This window comes from Qingshengfaniella alkalisoli (assembly GCF_007855645.1).
GTDB classification, from domain to species: Bacteria; Pseudomonadota; Alphaproteobacteria; order Rhodobacterales; family Rhodobacteraceae; genus Qingshengfaniella; species Qingshengfaniella alkalisoli.
The window spans coordinates 316,005-334,925 of the sequence record NZ_CP042261.1; the positions used below are offsets into that span (position 1 = coordinate 316,005).

The 18,921-nt window shown below is 58.7% G+C and carries 21 protein-coding genes; 7 read left to right on the forward strand and 14 right to left on the reverse strand.

Features of this window, described 5'->3' with window-relative positions; translation table 11 throughout:
- Positions 1 to 92: 92 nt before the first annotated feature.
- The 3 genes from pgeF to lgt are packed head-to-tail and all read right to left on the reverse strand — an operon-like array spanning position 93 to position 2,805.
- Positions 93 to 851, reverse strand: a complete 759-nt coding sequence (gene pgeF / locus FPZ52_RS01685; protein WP_146363102.1) for a peptidoglycan editing factor PgeF — start codon at positions 849 to 851, stop codon at positions 93 to 95.
- Entirely contained in the window at positions 848 to 1,915 is a 1,068-nt protein-coding gene (locus FPZ52_RS01690) for a class I SAM-dependent methyltransferase (RefSeq protein ID WP_146363104.1), read from the reverse strand. The genes pgeF and FPZ52_RS01690 overlap by 4 nt, the downstream gene beginning before the upstream one ends.
- Positions 1,912 to 2,805, reverse strand: coding sequence for a prolipoprotein diacylglyceryl transferase (gene lgt, locus FPZ52_RS01695; protein WP_146363106.1), 894 nt, complete (start codon positions 2,803 to 2,805; stop codon positions 1,912 to 1,914). Before lgt ends, FPZ52_RS01690 begins: the two co-directional genes overlap by 4 nt.
- A 95-nt stretch (positions 2,806 to 2,900) precedes the next feature.
- On the opposite strand from lgt, the gene FPZ52_RS01700 reads away from it, so the two are divergent.
- The 5 genes from FPZ52_RS01700 to FPZ52_RS01720 all read left to right on the forward strand — a co-directional run bounded on the left by FPZ52_RS01700 (position 2,901) and on the right by FPZ52_RS01720 (position 6,025).
- Entirely contained in the window at positions 2,901 to 3,149 is a 249-nt protein-coding gene (locus FPZ52_RS01700; protein WP_146363107.1) for an accessory factor UbiK family protein, read from the forward strand.
- A gap of 218 nt (positions 3,150 to 3,367) precedes the next feature.
- Positions 3,368 to 3,865 (forward strand): type III secretion system chaperone family protein, encoded by a 498-nt coding sequence (locus tag FPZ52_RS01705; RefSeq protein ID WP_146363108.1) that lies wholly within the window; start codon positions 3,368 to 3,370, stop codon positions 3,863 to 3,865.
- A 44-nt stretch (positions 3,866 to 3,909) separates the two neighbouring features.
- A complete protein-coding gene (proC, locus tag FPZ52_RS01710; RefSeq protein ID WP_146363109.1) occupies positions 3,910 to 4,725 on the forward strand; it encodes a pyrroline-5-carboxylate reductase in 816 nt (271 codons plus the stop codon).
- Positions 4,722 to 5,060, forward strand: a complete 339-nt coding sequence (locus tag FPZ52_RS01715) for a tRNA-binding protein (RefSeq protein ID WP_146363110.1) — start codon at positions 4,722 to 4,724, stop codon at positions 5,058 to 5,060. The genes proC and FPZ52_RS01715 overlap by 4 nt, the downstream gene beginning before the upstream one ends.
- A complete protein-coding gene (locus tag FPZ52_RS01720; RefSeq protein ID WP_240804377.1) occupies positions 5,057 to 6,025 on the forward strand; it encodes a 2-hydroxyacid dehydrogenase in 969 nt (322 codons plus the stop codon). Before FPZ52_RS01715 ends, FPZ52_RS01720 begins: the two co-directional genes overlap by 4 nt.
- Here the strand turns inward: FPZ52_RS01720 and FPZ52_RS01725 are convergent.
- From FPZ52_RS01725 to FPZ52_RS01750, 6 genes are all read right to left on the reverse strand, one after another.
- Positions 6,022 to 6,606 (reverse strand): thymidine kinase, encoded by a 585-nt coding sequence (locus tag FPZ52_RS01725; RefSeq protein WP_146363111.1) that lies wholly within the window; start codon positions 6,604 to 6,606, stop codon positions 6,022 to 6,024. The genes FPZ52_RS01720 and FPZ52_RS01725 overlap by 4 nt on opposite strands.
- Before the next feature lie 94 nt (positions 6,607 to 6,700).
- A complete protein-coding gene (locus FPZ52_RS01730; RefSeq protein WP_146363112.1) occupies positions 6,701 to 8,311 on the reverse strand; it encodes a glycoside hydrolase family 43 protein in 1,611 nt (536 codons plus the stop codon).
- Positions 8,312 to 8,375: 64 nt separating this feature from the next.
- Positions 8,376 to 9,455, reverse strand: coding sequence for an ABC transporter ATP-binding protein (locus FPZ52_RS01735; protein ID WP_146363113.1), 1,080 nt, complete (start codon positions 9,453 to 9,455; stop codon positions 8,376 to 8,378).
- 7 nt (positions 9,456 to 9,462) lie between these two features.
- Complete coding sequence (locus tag FPZ52_RS01740) at positions 9,463 to 10,353, reverse strand: carbohydrate ABC transporter permease (protein WP_240804414.1); 891 nt, start codon at positions 10,351 to 10,353, stop codon at positions 9,463 to 9,465.
- Between the two features lie 37 nt (positions 10,354 to 10,390).
- Positions 10,391 to 11,284 carry a carbohydrate ABC transporter permease gene (locus FPZ52_RS01745; RefSeq protein ID WP_146363116.1) on the reverse strand — a complete coding sequence of 298 codons (894 nt, stop codon included), beginning with the start codon at positions 11,282 to 11,284 and terminating at the stop codon, positions 10,391 to 10,393.
- Between the two features lie 66 nt (positions 11,285 to 11,350).
- Positions 11,351 to 12,586 carry an ABC transporter substrate-binding protein gene (locus tag FPZ52_RS01750; protein ID WP_146363117.1) on the reverse strand — a complete coding sequence of 412 codons (1,236 nt, stop codon included), beginning with the start codon at positions 12,584 to 12,586 and terminating at the stop codon, positions 11,351 to 11,353.
- 287 nt (positions 12,587 to 12,873) lie between these two features.
- On the opposite strand from FPZ52_RS01750, the gene FPZ52_RS01755 reads away from it, so the two are divergent.
- A complete protein-coding gene (locus FPZ52_RS01755; RefSeq protein ID WP_146363119.1) occupies positions 12,874 to 13,938 on the forward strand; it encodes a LacI family transcriptional regulator in 1,065 nt (354 codons plus the stop codon).
- Here the strand turns inward: FPZ52_RS01755 and FPZ52_RS19030 are convergent.
- Genes FPZ52_RS19030 through FPZ52_RS01775 form a run of 4 tightly spaced genes read right to left on the reverse strand, consistent with a single transcriptional unit; the run spans position 13,931 to position 16,249 of the window.
- Entirely contained in the window at positions 13,931 to 14,812 is an 882-nt protein-coding gene (locus tag FPZ52_RS19030) for an energy transducer TonB (RefSeq protein WP_146363121.1), read from the reverse strand. The genes FPZ52_RS01755 and FPZ52_RS19030 overlap by 8 nt on opposite strands.
- Positions 14,812 to 15,207 (reverse strand): ExbD/TolR family protein, encoded by a 396-nt coding sequence (locus FPZ52_RS01765; RefSeq protein ID WP_240804378.1) that lies wholly within the window; start codon positions 15,205 to 15,207, stop codon positions 14,812 to 14,814. The genes FPZ52_RS19030 and FPZ52_RS01765 overlap by 1 nt, the downstream gene beginning before the upstream one ends.
- Entirely contained in the window at positions 15,204 to 15,581 is a 378-nt protein-coding gene (locus FPZ52_RS01770) for an ExbD/TolR family protein (protein WP_240804379.1), read from the reverse strand. Before FPZ52_RS01770 ends, FPZ52_RS01765 begins: the two co-directional genes overlap by 4 nt.
- Positions 15,581 to 16,249 carry a MotA/TolQ/ExbB proton channel family protein gene (locus tag FPZ52_RS01775; RefSeq protein WP_240804380.1) on the reverse strand — a complete coding sequence of 223 codons (669 nt, stop codon included), beginning with the start codon at positions 16,247 to 16,249 and terminating at the stop codon, positions 15,581 to 15,583. The genes FPZ52_RS01770 and FPZ52_RS01775 overlap by 1 nt, the downstream gene beginning before the upstream one ends.
- A gap of 193 nt (positions 16,250 to 16,442) precedes the next feature.
- Here FPZ52_RS01775 and FPZ52_RS01780 point away from each other — a divergent pair, with 193 nt between their 5' ends.
- Positions 16,443 to 18,146 (forward strand): ABC transporter ATP-binding protein, encoded by a 1,704-nt coding sequence (locus FPZ52_RS01780; protein WP_146363125.1) that lies wholly within the window; start codon positions 16,443 to 16,445, stop codon positions 18,144 to 18,146.
- On the opposite strand, the gene FPZ52_RS01785 is transcribed toward FPZ52_RS01780, so the two are convergent.
- On the reverse strand, positions 18,147 to 18,920 hold the full coding sequence (locus tag FPZ52_RS01785) for an ABC transporter ATP-binding protein (protein ID WP_146363127.1): 774 nt from the start codon (positions 18,918 to 18,920) through the stop codon (positions 18,147 to 18,149). It abuts the gene before it with no gap.
- Position 18,921 lies beyond the last annotated feature (1 nt).

Sequence of the window (18,921 nt, forward strand, 5' to 3'; positions counted from 1 at the left end):
AGTACCCTAGCAGTGATCAAATTAGTCCGTCGGCGGATTTTTGCAAGCCTAGAAGTTAATGAAAAGTTAAGATGTCTGCTTGTAGTGCGATGTTACAAGCGTATGACGGAGATCAAACGCCCGTAATCAGCGGATTTTTCGTGTGCGCTGCGTCTGTAGGAGAAGTATCGCGCTGGGTCGGAATAGGTACAATGGCGGATCCATTCACACTGCTCGGCACCCAATGCGCGCAAGCGGGCCAAGACGAAACCGGGAAGATCAAACATCATTCGATCGTCCTCTCCTGCGACAAAGAATCGTGAGTATTCAGGGTCTTCTGCCATAAAGTCGTCGAAGAATTCGGGTCCGACTTCATAGGCTCCTTGGCTGATCGTAGGGCCGACCACCACACGCGTCGATTCGGGCTTCGCGCCGAGTTGGGTCATTGCATCCAGTGTTGCTTCCAGAACGCCCCCCAGCGCGCCACGCCAGCCAGCATGCGCGGCGCCTATGACGCCCGCTTCCGGGTCGCTGAACAGCACAGGTGCGCAGTCAGCGGTCAGGACCGATAGCGCTATCCCTTGCGTTCGCGTGACGATTGCGTCCGCCTTGACACCTGTGGTGTCGCTTGGGTCCGTCGCGATGACGGCTTTTGGCGAATGGACCTGGTACACACCCAGCAGCTTGTCGGGAGTGACCCCCATATCCTGGGCCACGCGAGCCCGGTTTATGGAAACGATGTCGGACTGATCGCTCGATCCGAAACCACAATTCAATCCGGCAAACACCCCGGAAGATGCACCTCCGTGTCGCGTGTAGAAACCATGGCGGATTGGGGCCAGAAGTCGGGAAGTCAGCTTTTCCACTGTCATTTAGTCAGTCCCGGAGGTGGTGTCGCGTTTCTGGGGTAGAGCCCCATAACCTTGAAGAGCTGACCCATCTCGTCCGGATGGGTCAGGCGACGATGAGCCGCGATATGTTGGGTCAGCGTATCACCCGTCATCGTCTGCGCAAGGGCCTGGGCCCGAGTCGTAATGCCCAGCCGTTCAAGAAACACGCCTTGCGGTGTCATGGTTGTGGTTTCGCACATGTCTGCCACTGCGCCCGACAAGGCCTCGAAATCTACATGGGCGGTAATGTCCGACAGCCCGGGTGAATGTAGCGGGCTGACCATCTGATGGTGCTGTAGGGCTTGCAACGTGTCACCCTTTGAACGCCAATTGCCGTAATCGATGATGACTGCAGCGCCACCATGCGTCCCGATGCGCAATGCAATGTCTGCTATGATCGCAGGGGCGGAGGGACAAATCTCGACGACGTCTCCGGGCGCGGTATCCGCCACGCGGCGTTCCAGATAAGCGTTGCTAGTCGGTGCGGACAGCCCGAAGGCGAGTGCGTCGCCGTGCAATCCGATCTGTCTCTCGTGCCAGTTGTCATTGGCCCGAACGAATTGCCGGATGGGGAGTGCGTCGAAGAACTCGTTCGCCACGAGAAACAAGGGTTGGCTCCGCAACTCGCTGCTGTGAGTCAGCCAGCGCGGGGAGCAGCCGGCAAGTGTCTTGGCCTGTACACAGCGAAGTCGGTCGGAGGCTTCGATCAGAACGATATCAGCTGCGGCATGAAAACCAGGCACCGCTTTAGTGGCGCGCAGGATATCCGCCATCAACGTGCCGCGTCCGGGTCCGATTTCGACCAGTGTCATGGGGTTGGGCCGCCCCTGATCGATCCATGCCTGTGCCAGACATAAACCGATGACCTCGCCGAACATCTGGCTGATCTCTGGCGCCGTGGTGAAATCACCATCGCGACCGAAAGGGGGGCGGCTGACATAGTAGCCGTGCTGCGGGTGCAGAAGGCATTCATTCATGTAGTCAGCGACGGTAATCGGACCGGTTGCGTGGATGCTTTGGATCAGTGACTTTTCAAGAGGCGTCATGTGCGGCTGTGTTTTGTGGCCACCGCGATCATGATGATGCCTAGTACGACCATTGGCAGCGATAGAAGCTGTCCCATCGACAGACCGAATTCGCCCGCGCGGACCACGTAGCCCATCGGGTTGTCCGTGGTGATGAACTGGGCGTCCGCTTGACGGAACAATTCAACAAACATCCGGGACAGGCCATAGCCAAGGAAGAACAGCCCTGCGATCAATCCGGGTGCCTTGAGCGCGCGGGTCGCGAAAGCCAGACAGAGCAGGATGGCACCCAGCAGCAGCCCCTCAAGACCGGCTTCATACAATTGCGACGGGTGTCGCGCGCAGGGTCCAACCCAGTCGGTGGGGCAGGCCTGCGCATGTTCACCGGGGAAGATCACGGCCCAAGGCACAGAGCTTGGACGCCCCCATAGCTCCGCATTAATGAAATTTGCCAGGCGTCCCAGGAGCAAGCCCGGAGGTGTTGCGAGTGCTAGTGCGTCGGCGGTGGGCAGCATCGGAATCTTCTGTTTCCAGCAAAATGCCGTGCAGGCGATAATCACACCCAGAAACCCGCCGTGAAAGGCCATCCCGCCCTGCCATACCTTCAGAATCTCCATCGGGTGCGACAGGTAGTAGGCTGGCTGATACATCAGTACGAAACCCAGTCGCCCACCAATGATGACGCCGACAATGATCCATGTCAGCATCATCTCGGCTTGCTCTGGCGTCATGGGTGACTGGTTGCCGGGCCATAGCTTCGGTGAAGAAAACACCCGGCGCAAAATCCAAAGCCCGATCAGAAGCCCCAGAATATAGGCGAGCGCATACCAGCGAAGCGCAAAATAGAAGCCGCCGATGTCGATCGCGAAGATCTCGGGACTGATGTCGGGGAATGGGATAGCCATCAACATGCCGATCACTTGAAGGTGCCCGCGCGCGGTGTCAAGCTTGTGAAACGAGGCGGGAGGTCGCATATGTCCCCGCGAGCAACCAGCGGAGCCAGACCATGCAGAGTCGTAACAAAATCATTGACGATCTGTCGCAGCTTATGACTAACGCGGTGGGGGTCGCCCAAGGCGCGAAAGGCGAGGTCGAAACCGTGCTTCGTAGCCGGCTTGAGCGGTGGCTGGCTGAGCAGGACTTCGTGACGCGCGATGAATTCGACGCAGTCAAAGCGATGGCCCAGAGGGCGCGTGAAGAAAACGACGCGCTATCCAAGCGGCTGGAACTGCTTGAAACCAAGCTTTCCGAGTAACGCAAGCACCCCAACACGATGGGTCGCTTATTTTGTGGGCTGCGCAATGGCGGCCTACGAAATCTGTGGGTATTAACCAAATAGTTCTTTACAGGTTCGGGATTGTGGCACACCATATCTAGTAAGCGGACAGGCAAGAACCTCCGCTTATTGAGCAGGCACCTAGTGTTAGTGGGGCTTCGCAGCCGCGCTGAGGCTAACAACCCAAGAGGCCGGTCATGTCACTTTCCGAACACCAGATCGAAGACATTCATCCTATCGACATTGTCGAAACCCTTGCAGAGCACAACGCATGGGAATTCGATCGTGTAGGTGAAGACCAGATCGCCATGGCGGTCGAAGGACAATGGCGCACCTATTCCGTGACTGTGGCATGGTCGGCCTTTGACGAAACACTGCGCTTGATCGCGACCTTCGATATGGAGCCGCCAGAGGATAAGGTGCCCGAGCTTTACGAGGCGCTGAACCGGGCCAATGATATGTGCTGGACCGGTGCGTTCACCTACTGGGCCGAGCAGAACCTGATGGTCTTCCGCTATGGTCTGGTGCTAAGCGGCGGGCAGATGGCTTGCCCGAATCAGATCGACACGCTGATTGCTTCGGCCGTGGCTGCGTCGGAACGTTTCTACCCTGCTTTCCAGTTGGTGACATGGGGTAATACGGCGCCGAAAGAGGCCATGCAGGTCGCCATTGCAGAGGCTTACGGTCGCGCCTAGTCTCCGCCGCGTAGGCCCTTCGGGGCGAACGCGACGGGGGAAAGATGCAAAAGCAACATATCGAAAGCCGCGGGCTGGTTCTGCTGGGCTGCGGCAAAATGGGTTCTGCCATGCTGGCGGGCTGGCTGGAAGGTGGATTGCCCGCGTCCTCGGTCTGGGTGATGGATCCGAAACCGTCCGACTGGCTGAAGCAGATTGACGGGCTGCACCTGAACGAAGGCTGGCCTGAGAATCCGGCAATGGTCCTGATCGCAGTCAAGCCGCAGATGATGGCAGATGCGCTTCCGGACATGCAGCCGCTTGGCAATGGCGAAACGCTCTTCGTGTCCGTCGCCGCGGGGACGCCGATTGCCTACTACGAAAGGGTTCTTGGGCAGGGGACTTCTATCGTCCGTGCCATGCCGAATACACCTGCTGCAGTGGGGCGAGGCATCACGGCGCTGATCGGCAATTCCAAGGTATCGGAGGTGCAGCTTGCATTGGCGGAGGAGTTCCTCACCGCTGTCGGCCAGACGGTTCGGCTCGACGACGAATCACAGATGGACGCTGTGACGGCCGTATCCGGCTCGGGTCCCGCCTATGTGTTCCATCTGATCGAAACCCTCGCTGCGGCAGGGCAGGCGCAAGGGCTGCCAGAGGATTTGGCCATGCGGCTTGCCAAAGCGACGGTGGCTGGCGCGGGGCACCTGGCGGAGAACTCGGAAGACGATCCCACCCAGCTGCGTGTGAATGTTACAAGCCCCGCGGGCACGACCGCCGCGGCCTTGGATGTCCTGATGGACAAGGAATTCGGCTTTCCTGCGCTTCTGGAGCGTGCCGTGGCCGCCGCGGCCAATCGCTCGCGGGAGTTGGCCCAATGAACGACATCAGTTTCGATGACTTTCTGAAGGTCGATATCCGGGTGGGCCGGATCGTCCAAGCGGAACCCTTCCCCGAAGCGCGTAAACCCGCCATCAAGCTATGGGTCGATTTCGGTCAAGAGATCGGTGTAAAGAAGAGTTCCGCACAGATTACGGTTCACTATGAGCCAGAAAAGTTGGTCGGACGACAAGTGATGGCCGTTGTCAATTTCCCGCCTCGCCAGATCGGGCCCATGACGTCCGAGGTCTTGGTGCTTGGCGTGCCGGATCAGGACGATGCCGTCGTATTGTTGTCGCCGGACCATGAGGTGCCGCTGGGAGGACGCCTGTTTTGACCGATACACCCAAACTACTGATCACTCGACCGTTGCCCGACAAGGTGCTGGAAAAGGCGTCCGAGCATTTCGAAGCCGTCATGCGACCATCCACCACGCCCTTGTCGGATGAAGAATTGACTGGCGCGCTGATGGATTTCGACGCGGTCCTGCCGACGCTCGGGGATTTGTTCAGCGCGGATGTGTTTGATGCGGTGGGAGGGCATTGCCGAGCGCAAATTCTGGCCAATTTCGGTGTGGGCTATAATCATATCGACGTTCATGCCGCGCGGGCCGTGCGGGTCGAAGTAACGAACACCCCCGGTGCCGTTACCGATGCCACGGCTGATATAGCTCTGACGCTGATGCTGATGGCGTCGCGGCGTGCCGGAGAAGGTGAACGTTTGGTTCGCAGCGGTGACTGGGAAGGGTGGCATCCGACGCAGATGTTGGGTCAGCATGTCACCGGCAAGACGCTTGGTGTGGTTGGCATGGGCCGGATCGGCAAGGCCATCGCGAAGCGCGCCCATCACGGGTTCGACATGGACGTGGTGTTTTTCAATCGCTCGACGGTCGAGGATGCAGGCGTTCCTGCGCGCCAGTTGGAGACGCTCGAAGGTGTGGCCAAGACGGCCGATTTCGTCGTCGTTTCTGTGCCGGGCGGTGCAGATACGCATCATCTGATTGATGCGAAAATGTTCTCTGCGATGAAGGCGACAGGCGTGTTCGTGAACATTTCACGCGGGGATGTCGTCGATGAGAAAGCGCTGGTTTCGGCATTGAAGAAAGGCAAGATCGCGTCCGCAGGCTTGGACGTGTACGAAAACGAACCGGAGGTGCCACAAGCGCTGATGGGCATGGAAAATGTGGTGCTGCTTCCGCATCTTGGCACTGCGGCACTGGAGGTGCGAGAACAGATGGGATTGATGGCCGTCGACAACCTGATCGCGTTTTTCGAAGGCAAGGCCCCGCCCAACGCCGTCTAGATATAGTGGCTCATTGCTTTGCGCCAGTGTCGGCGGCAAAGTGAGACATAGGTTTCGTTGCCGCCGATCTGCACCTGAGCGCCCTCTTTCAATGGTTTCCCGTCCGGTCCGTTGCGTACGACCATCGTTGCCTTCTTTCCGCAATGACAGATTGTTCGAACTTCGCGCATCTCATCTGCCAGAGCAAGCAGCGCCGCCGATCCGGGGAACAACTTGCCGCGAAAATCCACGCGCAGGCCGTAACACATGACGGGGATCTTCAGATCATCCACGGCACGCGCCAATTGCCAGACCTGTGCTTCGGTCAAAAACTGGCTTTCATCGACAAATGCGCAGGCGCAGGGGCCCTCGGCCAAACGGTTCTCGAGACGCAGAAACAGATCGTCTTGGGGTGAGAACGTGTCTGCATTTGCAGAAATGCCGATGCGCGATGAGATCTTTCCAGCGCCTGAGCGATCATCGAAACGCGCCGTCAGCAGGTAGGTCTGCATTCCCCGCTCGCGGTAGTTGTGAGCGGCCTGCAGAAGAACGGTCGATTTGCCTGCGTTCATTGTCGAATAATGAAAGTAGAGCTTCGCCACGCCTGCAACCTCCCGAACGACCCGCAGGCCTTGTGGCGACCTTGCTGCAGGAATGCAAGCCGGTGGCGAAGCGGACCCTGCAGCAAGTGACTGATTAGCGACCAGATCGTGGAATATAGGCGAACCGCGAATAGTCGGCTGGCCGTGCTGATCCCGACGTGTCAAACGCGTTCAGGGTCACGAAGGTGCCGGTGAAGGACGCATGCTCGCCACGGCCACCCTCGTCGGAAATGACACTTGCGTCCAGTTCCGGCCCTATGGCGGTCCATGCGCCTCCGGTGTTGAAGAAGAACTGCAGCTTTTCGTGATCCACTTCCATTGCCAGGTCCACCGGACCCATATCGGGCAGCGGAACCGGTCGATCCAGAGGGAAGGTCATGCGACTGTCGGGCCAATCGCCGGGACAGGACAATATGGTCAGGCAGCGGCCAATTTCTTCATGCCAGGTGATTCCAGCAAAGTGGAACTTGTGACGGTTGTAGTAGAGCGCCATTCCGGCGGCTTGCTGGTAGGTGACAGGGTCAAAGTCGAGGCGAGTCTCCGCGCGGAAGACGAAGTCTTCCTGCCTGCGCCCGACAAGCGCTTGTTCGAACCAGCTTCCGATGGACTCGCGTGCGTGCAGGCGTAGTCCCGGTTGTGCCAGGCTGAAGATACGGCTCGGGTCCGGGGTCCGCAGCCACTGGAATTCCACAGGTAGCTCTGTCTCTTCGAAGCGCGTTTCTATGGCCTGACGTTCCCTGCGCACAACGGATGGATCGGGAGGGATGACATCGACCGCGGGTTTGTGGCCACCATCCACCAGATACAGCCAGTCATCATCGCGCCATTCACATTTCTGGATCGCGGTCTCGCGGCCCAGCGGCGAGCGCTTCATGCCCTTGATGGGGCGCGTGCATAGATGTGTGTGGTAGACTTGGCCATCTGGTGTTTCCACGATTTGACCGTGTCCGGATCGCTGCAATACCGCATCCGGGGCGCCGATAGAGGTGATCAGGTGTGTATCGGGGTGCAGCTCGTAGGGTCCACGGATGTCACGGGACCGGGCCATGGTCACGGCATGATCATACCCGGTGCCCCCTTCGGCGACGGTGAGGTAGTACCAGCCGTTGCGCTTGTAGAGGTGCGGCCCTTCGGTCAAGCCATGCGGGCTGCCGTTCGAAATGATCCGCGGTTCTCCCTGCAGCGTCTGGGTGTCAGGATCCCATGCCTGCATCACGATCCCTGCGAATGCGGGATGTTTCGGATTGCCGCCGACGGACGCCGTGCGGTGGTTCCAAACCAGGTTCAGGAACCATTTGCGGCCGTCATCGTCATGGAACAGGGAGGGATCGAACCCCGATGAGTTCACGTAAATCGGGTCGGACCAGGGGCCCTCTATCGAGTGGGCCGTCACGATGTAGTTGTGGGCGTCCTTGAAGTTGCCGTCGAGACGTTTGACATCCGTATAGACAAGCCAGAATTTACCATCGGCATATGAAAGGCAGGGCGCCCAGATTCCGCAGCTATCGGGGTTGCCGCGCATGTCCAACTGGCTTGCACGGGTCAAGGGGCGGCACGCCAGGTCCCAGTTCACGAGATCATGTGACTTGTGGATTTGTACCCCCGGGAACCATTCGAAGGTCGAGGTGGCGATATAATAGGTGTCATCCACCCTGATGACGGAAGGGTCGGGGTTAAAGCCGGGAAGGATCGGGTTGCGGATCATCAGAACTGCCTTGGAAGAATTGTGTTCGGGCGGACGCGATATGCCTCCGCCCATTCATCTGTTTTCAGAGGCGCTGTCCGCCGTCCTTGTCAAACAGCGATGCCTTGGTGATATCGAACGTGATGCCAACCGGTTGGCCGGGCTTGAAGCCCAGACCCGCTGCCGTGCGTACCGACAGCCGTTGGTTGCCGACCGTTATCCAGATCAGGCTGTCCGATCCCATTGGTTCATCGATATCGACGACGCCCTGGATGCCGGTGGACGGGTCTTCGTGAAGGCCCACATGTTCCGGCCGAACGCCGAGGATCATGTCGCGCCCGTCTGCGTTCGGCACATATCCGTCATAACCATCCATCGCGACGTCGATTCCGTTGGCGATAAAGATCTTCTGGCCGTCCTTCTCTTCGATCTTGCCATCGAGGAAGCTCATCGCAGGTGACCCGATAAAACCGGCAACAAAAAGGTTCGTGGGCTTGTTATAGATCGTGGTCGGGTCATCAAGTTGTTGGACGATCCCGCCGCGCATGACCGCGATACGATCCGCCAGTGTCAGCGCCTCGATCTGGTCGTGGGTCACATATACCATGGTATTCTTCAACTGCTGGTGCAGTCGCTTGATTTCCACCCGCAACTCGGACCGCAGCTTGGCGTCGAGGTTCGATAGCGGCTCGTCGAACAGGAACACATCCACGTCGCGCACCAGCGCTCGCCCGATGGCGACGCGTTGACGCTGGCCGCCGGACAGGGCCGCAGGTTTGCGATCCAGAAGCGGCTCAATCTGTAAGATTTCGGCGGCGCGGGCGATCCGTTTCTCGATTTCCGCTTTTGGCAGGCCTGCGTTCTTCAATCCGAAGGCCAGATTGCCGCGCACCGTCATTTGCGGATAGAGCGCGTAGGACTGGAACACCATGCCGATGCCGCGATCTTTGGGCTCTTCCCAAGTCACGTTCTTGCCGTCGATGAAGATTTGCCCGCCGGTGACGTCGAGAAGTCCCGCGATACAGTTCAAGAGCGTGGACTTGCCGCAGCCGGATGGGCCAAGCAGGACAAGAAATTCGCCCTCGGGCACGTCGATGTTGAGTTTTTCGAGAACCTTGACCGCACCGAAAGCCAGGTCGAGGTCTTTGATTTCTATGCTGGACATTGCGCCCTTATCCTTTCACTGCGCCTGCGGCGATGCCACGCACGAAGAGTTTTCCGGAGATGAAGTAAACGATCAGCGGCACCAGTCCGGTCAGGATCGTGGCGGCCATGTTGACGTTGTATTCCTTTACACCCTGAACCGAGTTTACGATGTTGTTCAACTGAACCGTCATCGGGTAGTTTTCGGGCTTGGTGTAGACCACGCCGAACAGGAAATCGTTCCAGATGCCTGTGACCTGAATGATGATCGCAACCACGAAGATGGGCAGCGACATCGGCAGCATGATCTTGAAGTAAATCCCCCAGAATCCGGCCCCGTCAACGCGGGCGGCCTTGAACAGTTCTTCGGGGACCGAGGTGAAGTAGTTCCGGAACAGCAGCGTGTTGATCGGCATCCCGAAAACCATATGCACCAGCACCAGACCCCAGAGACTGCCATAAAGACCCATTTCGCGCAGCAGGATCACGATGGGGTAGAGCATCACCTGATAGGGGATGAACGCACCGAAAATCAGGATGGTGAAAAAGGTCTCGGCGCCTTTGAACTTCCAGTTGGCCAGCGCGTAACCATTCACCGATGCGATGGCGATGGACAGGATCACCGAGGGCACGAGAATCTGCACCGAGTTCCAGAACCCGCGGCTGAGACCGTCGCAGTTCAGACCGGTGCAGGCTTCGGACCATGCTTTCACCCATGGTTGGAAGGTAACTTCCATCGGTGGCGAAAAGATGTTGCCAAGCCGGATTTCGGGCATGCCTTTCAACGATGTGACCACCATTACGTAAAGCGGCAGAAGGTAGTAGATCGAAACCAGCAGCAACGTGCCATAGATGAAGATGTTGCGCCGCGAAAACCGGCGGCGCGGTTTTGGGCCACGGGGCTCGGCGGATGGCAGGATGTCTGCACCGGCAACCGTGGCGGAAAGTGTCGATGGGTTAGCCACGTTTCTTGCCTCCGAATTCGAGATAGGCCCATGGGATGATGATGATCGCCACGCTCAGCAGCATCATCGTGGAGGCGGCAAAGCCCTGTCCGAGGTTCTGTGCCTGGAACATGAAATCATAGACGTATTTGGCGGGGACTTCGGATGCGATGCCCGGACCGCCCCCGGTCTGCGCCACGACGAGATCATAAAGACGCACAATGCCGCTGGCGATAATGACCAGCGTCGTGATGAATACGGGGCGCATCATCGGAATGACGATGAACAGATAAGTCTTCCACATCGGAATGCCGTCGACGCGCGCGGCCTTCCAGATGTCTTCGTCGATGCCCCGCAGACCAGCCAGCATCAGGCACATCACAAGGCCCGTGCCTTGCCAGAGACCGGCGATCAGGATGCCGTAGATGACGATGTCGGCATTATAGAGCGGATCGAAGGTGAAGCTTTCCCAGCCAAGCCCTCGCACGATGCTCTGCACACCAAGATCGGGGTTCAGGATCCACTGCCAGACCAGCCCGGTGACAATGAAGCTGAGCGCGAAGGGGTATAGCAGGATGGTGCGGAACGTGTCCTCGAACCGGATCTTCTGGTCAAGCAATGCTGCAAGCAGAAATCCGATTATCAGGCTGAAAATCAGAGAGAGTATGCCGTAGATCAGCAGGTTCTCGATCGACACGATCCAACGGTTCGTGGACCAAAGACGTTCATACTGATCGAAGCCCACGAATTCGCGCCGGGGCAGCAGCTTTGAATTGGTGAAGGAATACACGATCGTCCAGATCGTGCCGCCAAGGAAGACAACCGAAGCCGTCAATATCATCGGGATCGAAGCGATCTTGGCGTTGATATTGCGAAACAGTTGAAATGGCCGCGACGTTTGCGACATGGCTGGCCTTTCAGAGTTTGAGAAGAGGGGGCAGACGCCGACATCGGTCGACGTCTGCATGCAAGATCAGTCGGCGTTTGCGATGATATCCGCGAAGCGCGCCTGAGCGTCCTCGGCCGTCATGTTCATGTCGCTGAAGAATTCAGTCATCAGACCTTCGATCTGGGTGTTGGTGTCCGGGCTGACCAGCTGGTTGACCGACGTAACCGTGTTACCCTGATCAAGGATCGCCAGACCCTTCTTCATGCAGTCGTTGGCTGCATTGAGATCGACATCCTTTCGGATTGGCAGTGATCCCTTCTTGAGGTTGAAGGCAACCTGCGTTCCGGCGTTGAACATCACGGAAGCCAGTTCTTCTTGCGCTGCGCTCTGTTCCTCATCATCCATAACAGGGAAGTAGAATGCGTCGCCATCCGTGGAGATGATCTCGTTCACGCCGAGCCCGGGAAGACAAGTGTAGTCTTCACCAGCAACTTCACCGGCAACCTGGAACTCGCCCTGTGCCCAGTCACCCATGATCTGGCCGCCGGCTTCGTCCTGGATCACCATGTTGGTGGCCTGGTTCCAGTCCTGCACATTGCTGCCCTGGCTCATTTCGCGCGCATCTGCGGCCGCCTGAAAAACCTTGGCGATTTCTGGTCCTGCTGCGACTTCGGCGTCTTTTTCGTCATAGACCTTCATGACGAGTTCCTTGCCGCCAATTGCAGTCATAAGGACGTTGAATGCGCCGCCGCGCTGCCAGGCCTGGCCACCCATTGCCAGCGGGATCTTACCGGCGTCGCGAAGCGCGGGTGCGGCTGCCACGAATTCGTCCCAAGTAGTCGGAACGTCGAGGCCGGCATCTTCGAATGCCTTGTTGGATAGCCACAGCCACTGCCACGAATGGATGTTTACCGGTACGCAGTAGATCTTCCCGTCGAGCGTACAGCTTTCCAGGAGCGAAGGCGCAGCGACAGCATCGGCCCAGCCTTCGGATTCAGCCAGATCCGTCAGATCTCGCATCAATCCGGCTTCGACCAGTTCTTCCGCTTGTCGGCCATGGTTGAACTGGGTCGCGCCCATCGGGTCGCCACCTGTGATGCGGCTGATCATGATCGGACGGGCTGTGCTGCCCCCACCGGCAATCGCGCCGTCGACCCACTTGTTGCCGGTTGCGTCGAAAGCTGATGCGAACTCCGCGACGGCGGCAGCTTCGCCACCGGACGTCCACCAGTGAGTAACTTCAAGATCAGTCGCTGACGCCATGGTTGCTGGCACGGCGACCGATGCGGCGAGCCATGCTCCGAGCGATTTTAGCTTCATTTTCTCCTCCCAGCTAAATCGTTGTAGAAAAATGCTAACAAAGAAATTTCGTTTGGCAACAAATTAATTTTCGAGCTATGAATTATTTCAGTTTTAGGAGGTGCCGGTAGTGAAGTGTAGAAGTAAAATTACTTAAAAACATATATGTATCGTCACATACTGCGATGAATTGGCTGCGCGTCATCCTGCTTGGTTCTTATATTTGCGAGTTTCCGTCATAAGATCTAAATCGTTACAGTTAGCGCCAGACAATCGCTTGCCGGATTCGACGATAACAGGGAGAAGCCATGCGTCAGGTCAAGAATGAGGCTCGCGGTCGATCCGCAGAGGCACCTGTTTCGGGTACGGGGCGCCCGACGCTGAAAACCATCGCCTATATGACGGGGCTGGGCATAACGACAGTATCCAAAGCCCTGAAAGACGCGCCTGATATCAGTACTGCCACGAAAGAACGGGTCAAGCTGGTCGCCAAGCAAATCGGCTACCGTCCGAACCGTGCTGGCGTGCGTCTGCGTACAGGAAAGACCAATGTTGTCAGCGTGATAGTACCGGTCGAAGATGAAGCGATGGGACTGTCAACGCACCTTATATACGGCATCTCCCGGCATCTGCGAACCACGCGCTACCACCTGATCGTAACGCCATACAGCCTGACGGATGATCCGCTTGATCCGGTGCGCTACATCGTCGAGACGGGCTCCGCTGATGGGGTTGTGCTGTCTCGAACGGAGCCGCTGGACCCACGCATTACCTTTCTGCGGGACCATTCGATGCCGTTTGTCACCCATGGGCGGACGGAGTTTGACTTCGATCATGCCTATTTCGATTTTGATAACTCGGCCTACGCGGAACAGGCTGTGGACGAGCTGGCACAACGCGGGCGGGGACGAATCGCGCTGCTGATGCCGCCGCCATATCTGACCTATTCCAAGTATATGCAGGACGGGTTGTTGCGAGGGCTAGAGCACCACGATCTGCTGGAAGTGCCGTTTCATGGGATCACCACTGACAGCAGTTTCGACGCGATCAAGACAGAGGTCATGCGTCTCATGTCAGGGCGGGGGCGGCCCGACGGGGTCGTGTGTGGCAGCGCGGCGTCTGCGATCGCGACGATCATCGCGGCGGAAGAGCTTGGCCTAACGCTCGGTCGGGAATTTGACTTGGCGGTGAAGGATTCCTTCGGCCTGATGCAGAAATTCCGGCGCGGGACGATCGCCTTTCACGAAGACTTCCGCGCAACGGGTGTCGGGTTGGCCAAGGCGATCATCGGTGCCATCGAGGGCAACGATGTAAGTGATCTGCAATACGTTACTCGGCCCATCTTGTTGGGGGATGAAATGCCGATCAGTTGAACTGGATCGGCAGATCCATGCTTTGTGCTGTGCCGCCTAGCTCTGGCGGGGCGGACGGGAAGCGCCCTGCACGGCGCACCGCGTCAAGGGCCGCCTTGTCCAATATGGGCGAACCGGACGAACTGGCCAGAGCCAGTTGCACCAACTGTCCATTCGGGTGAACAACCAAGCGGACAACTGCGACGCCATTCGCACGCGCACCACGAGGCGAGCGTTTGGCGCGTTCGATCCTAGCGCGAATACGTGCGCCCCATGCCTGCTTCAAATTGACCGCCGGCGCCTGTGACAATGTCGAGGTATCCGACGCGCGCGCATCACCGGCTGCGACACCGCCACCTGTGCCTGCCGCACGCTGCGCCTGTTGCGGTGCGCTTTGCGGCTGTGGCTGCGGTTCCCGCCTTGGTTCGGGAGGGGTTGGCTTGCGTGGCGGTGTGGGTGAGGTGATCTCAGGCTCAGGCTCAGGCTCAGGCTCAGGCTCAGGCTCAGGCTCAGGCTCAGGCTCAGGCTCAGGCTCAGGAAGGTCCGGTACGTCCATCGATGGTAATTCCAAGCCCGGTGTGTCCAGCGCTTCGAGCGTGGTGGCAGGCGCCGCCTCGACAGTCGGGCTTTCGACTGGCGTTGGGGCATCCGGCGCTGCCGTCTGCTGCTGCGGCGGTTCAATGTCGGGCATTTCGGGCTCGCTCGGTTCTACAGGTGGCCTTTCCCAGTCCTCAACCATCTGAGACAGAGATTCGGGTGCCGCTTGCAGGCTGATCAGCGCTTCGCCACCGGACCCGCCCGATTGCGGTGCGCCTTGTTCTGTCTGCCAAAAGGCAGCGACATGAATGACCGCTGCGATGGCAAGAAAGCTGCCGGTTTCCAGAAGCTTGCGCATCACTCGCCCGTCGCAGCGGTTAAAAGGGTGGCATCGGTGATCCCGACCCCGGCGAGCCGTGGCATCAACCCTGCGACCACCGAGGCGTCAACGGAGGCATCCGCGCGGATCAGCAGCGGGCTGTTGGCGTTTTCCCGCTCTGACAGCGCGGCGATGGCGTCGTCGCCCTTGAGGTCACGAAACCCGAACTCACCTTCCGCAGATACGTAAAGGATATCGCCAGTGTCTGCGGGGTCTTCGGCTGCTGCGGTTGGCGGGGTCACCTCGAACGGTTCGGGAGGTGCGATCTGCGCAGTCATCAGAAAGAAGATCAACAGCAGGAACACCACGTTGATCATCGGTACGATGCTTTCAGCTTTGGGTCGGGGTTTTGGTGTCGAGAACTGCATGGTCATTCCACCATCACAAGCGAGCTATATCCCTCACCATTCAGCACCTGCATGACGTCTACGACGCGTTGTAGCGGGGTGTCTTTGCCCGGACGCAGGATGATCGTATCCGTGGGGGCTTCGGTCAGTTCCTGCAGTTGCGCAAGGAGAGAGGCCTCACCCATCACCACGCCATTCAGCTTGACGTCCTCGGCCTGCACATCGACCAGACGGGGTGGACCGTCATAACCCGTGCCGCTACCCGCGAGCTTCAGAGGCATGGCCATATCCGTTCCGAAGCGCGCCGCCAGCATGAAAAACACCAGCAACAGAAACACCACGTCGATCATGGGTGTCAGGCTGGGCCTGCGCGGAGTTCTATGATCGGAAAAGTTGAACACTACTCGGCAGCCTGCGCCAGTGACGGGTCGTGCTGGTAACGGGTGAAGATACGTGTGGCCGCATCTTCCATATCCGCCTGAACATTTTCGGCGACGCTTTCGAACCATGTCAGCGCGGCGGAGGCTGGAATGGCCACGGCCATACCGGCGGCGGTCGTCAGCAGGGCTTCCCAGATGCCACCGGCAAGCGCGGCCGGGTCGGCACGGGCACCAGCCTCTTGCAGCGCCTGAAATGCCTCGATCATCCCCAAAACCGTACCGAGAAGACCCAGAAGCGGTGCGATGGTTGCAATCAGTTCCAGGGCGCGCAGACCGCTGCGGGCACGCGCGAGTTCCAACTTGGCGACGCGGCCCGTTTCCTCGCGGGCCTCTGGCTCACTGAATTCGGGGTCCAGGTGAGTGGCCATCGCGGCTTTGGCGACGCGGGCGCGGAGGCTCTTGCGTGGTGCAAGCGTGACGCGGGCACCGTCGATGTCACCTTCGCTCCATTGCTGTACCGCGCGTTCGGTCGCGGCACCTGACCACGCACCGATCATGACCAGTCGCCAGATTTTCCAAAGGATCAGTGCAAGTGTAACGATCGACAACGCCGAGATCGCCCAGATTGCGGGTCCGCCGCGTTGCAGAAAGCCAAGCATTTCGGTGACGGCCGGTCCGAACTGTTCCACAGATTGCGTCCTTCATGTGATGCATAATAGATCGCCGCAGCACGTTGCGGAGAATCGGCGCGAAAATATCAACCCGACTAATATTGTCAACATTCTGCGGTCGCATAGTCACCAAGGTAAACGCGTCGAGCGCATTGACCTTGAAGGTTTGGCGGGGCATTGGCTGCAACAAATTCTGTCAGGAATGGCGCATATGCTGAAACGGTTCTTCGAATACTATCGTCCTTGGATGGGGCTGTTCTGGCTCGATTTCGGTTGCGCAGTTCTGTCTGGTTTATTGGAACTTGCCTTCCCCATCGCAGTGCAGGGCTTCATCGACAAGCTTATTCCGGCGGGGAACTGGACGCTGACATTGCTTGCCGTGGCTGGGCTGACGGCGATCTATCTGATCAATGCAGGGTTGATGTTCGTGGTGACCTATTGGGGCCACAAGCTGGGTATCAACATAGAAACCACGATGCGGGCGCGGGCGTTCGAACATCTTCAGCGGCTGTCGTTTTCGTATTTCGACAAGGTGCGCACGGGCAAGATGGTGGCGCGTGTCACCCGCGATCTGGAAGACATCGGCGAGATCGCGCATCATGGCCCCGAGGACTTGTTCATCGCGATCATGACCTTTGTCGGCGCGTTCTGCCTGATGCTCTGGATCAATGTGCAACTGGCTTTCGTCGCGATTGTTATCGTTCCGGCAATGGCTTTTCTGACGTCATACTACGGTGGGCGGATGACCAGGACCTGGCGCGCCATCTATTCCAAGATCGGTAACTTCAATGTCCGGCTGGAAGAAACTGTGGGTGGCATCCGCGTTGTTCAGGCCTTCGCGAATGAGGCCCACGAGGCGCAGTTGTTCAAGCGCGACAACGCTGCCTATCGCGCGGCAAAACTGGCGGCCTACAGGGTCATGGCGGGGTCCGTGTCGCTGACTTATATGGGCATGCGTCTCGTGCAGGTAGTGATTATGGTATTCGGTGCGGGGCTGGTGCTGAAAGGGGAACTGACCGAAGGTGGCTTCGTAGCATTTCTTCTTCTGACCGGCGCGTTTCTTCGCCCCATCGAAAAGATCGCGGCCGTGATCGAGTTGTATCCCCGCGGTGTGGCGGGTTTTCAGCGCTACTGCGAGCTGATCGATACCAAGCCGGACATTGCCGACGGTCCCGATGCGAAATCCGTGGACCGGCTGAATGGTGCGATCGAGATCGATCATGCCAGCTTTGGCTACGCAACGGACATGCCTGTCGTGCAGGACATTTCGCTAAGCGTCGAGCCGGGCGAAACGGTGGCTTTCGTGGGCGCCTCCGGGGCGGGGAAGACCACACTGTTGTCGCTGGTGCCCCGCTTTTATGAACTGACCTCGGGCGCGATCCGTATTGATGGTATAGACGTCCGCGACATGAAGCTGGAATCGCTGCGCCGCCAGATCGGGATCGTTCAGCAGGATGTTTTCCTGTTCGGCGGAACGATGGCGGAAAACATTGCCTATGGGCGTCTTGACGCGACGCGGGACGAAATTGCTCAGGCCGCCCATCGTGCCCGTCTGGGCGAGCTATTAGAACGCCTTCCGGAAGGGCTCGACACAGTGGTCGGCGAGCGCGGTGTAACGCTGTCCGGCGGACAAAAGCAGCGCGTGGCAATTGCCCGCGCTTTCCTGAAGAACCCGCCGATCCTCATTCTCGATGAGGCTACGTCGGCACTGGATACGGAAACGGAACGCCGCATCCAGCGGGCGTTGGATGATCTTGCGAAGGATCGAACCACCTTGGTCATTGCACATCGCCTGGCGACGATCCGCAACGTGGATCGGATCGTGGTCATGGAAGAGGGCCGCATCGTCGAGACGGGAAGCTACGAGGAATTGTTGGCCAAGGGCGGCGCCTTTGCGCGTCTGGACGCAGCTTGACTACAATGGCACGACCATGGGCGTTCCACGGCACGGGTCGCTGATCACACGGCAATCAAGGTCGAACACCGCTTTCATGCCAGCCTCGGTGACAACATTGCTTGGACTGCCTTGAGCAACGACCGCGCCGCCTCGAAGTGCGATCATGTGATCGGCGACACGTGAGGCGAGGTTGATGTCGTGCAGCACCATCGCGACCGTGCGACAGGTGTCGTGGTTCAACTTCTTGACCAGATCGAGCAGTTCGATCTGATGTGGCAGGTCCAGATAGGTGGTCGGCTCGTCCAGCAGCAACACATCGGTCTGTTGCGCCAAAACCAACGCAAGCCACGCACGCTGCCTTTGGCCGCCTGACAATGCGGCGACCGGCCGGTCTTCGTTGTGGCGCATGCCCACAGAATCAAGGGCATCATCCACCGCTTTGCGATCCGACTCGCGCATGGGGCGCAGGGGGCCTAGATGCGGCGTGCGACCGCGTTCGACCAATCGGCGCACGGACAGACCTTCGGGTGCCAGCGTCTGCTGGGGCAGCAGGCCGAGCTTTCGTGCCACATCGCGGCTGGGCTGGTCATGGACGTCCTTATCGTCAAGATATGCCGTGCCCGCAGCGGGTTTGACCAGCCGTGCCATTGTGCGCAGCAGTGTGGACTTCCCGCAGGCATTTGGCCCGACGATGACGGTGATTTTGTGCTCCGGCAGCATGAGGCTCAAATCCGGCAAGACATTGCGCCCGCCAAGATCCACGCGAAGGTTTCGGGTCTCGACAAGGCTCATG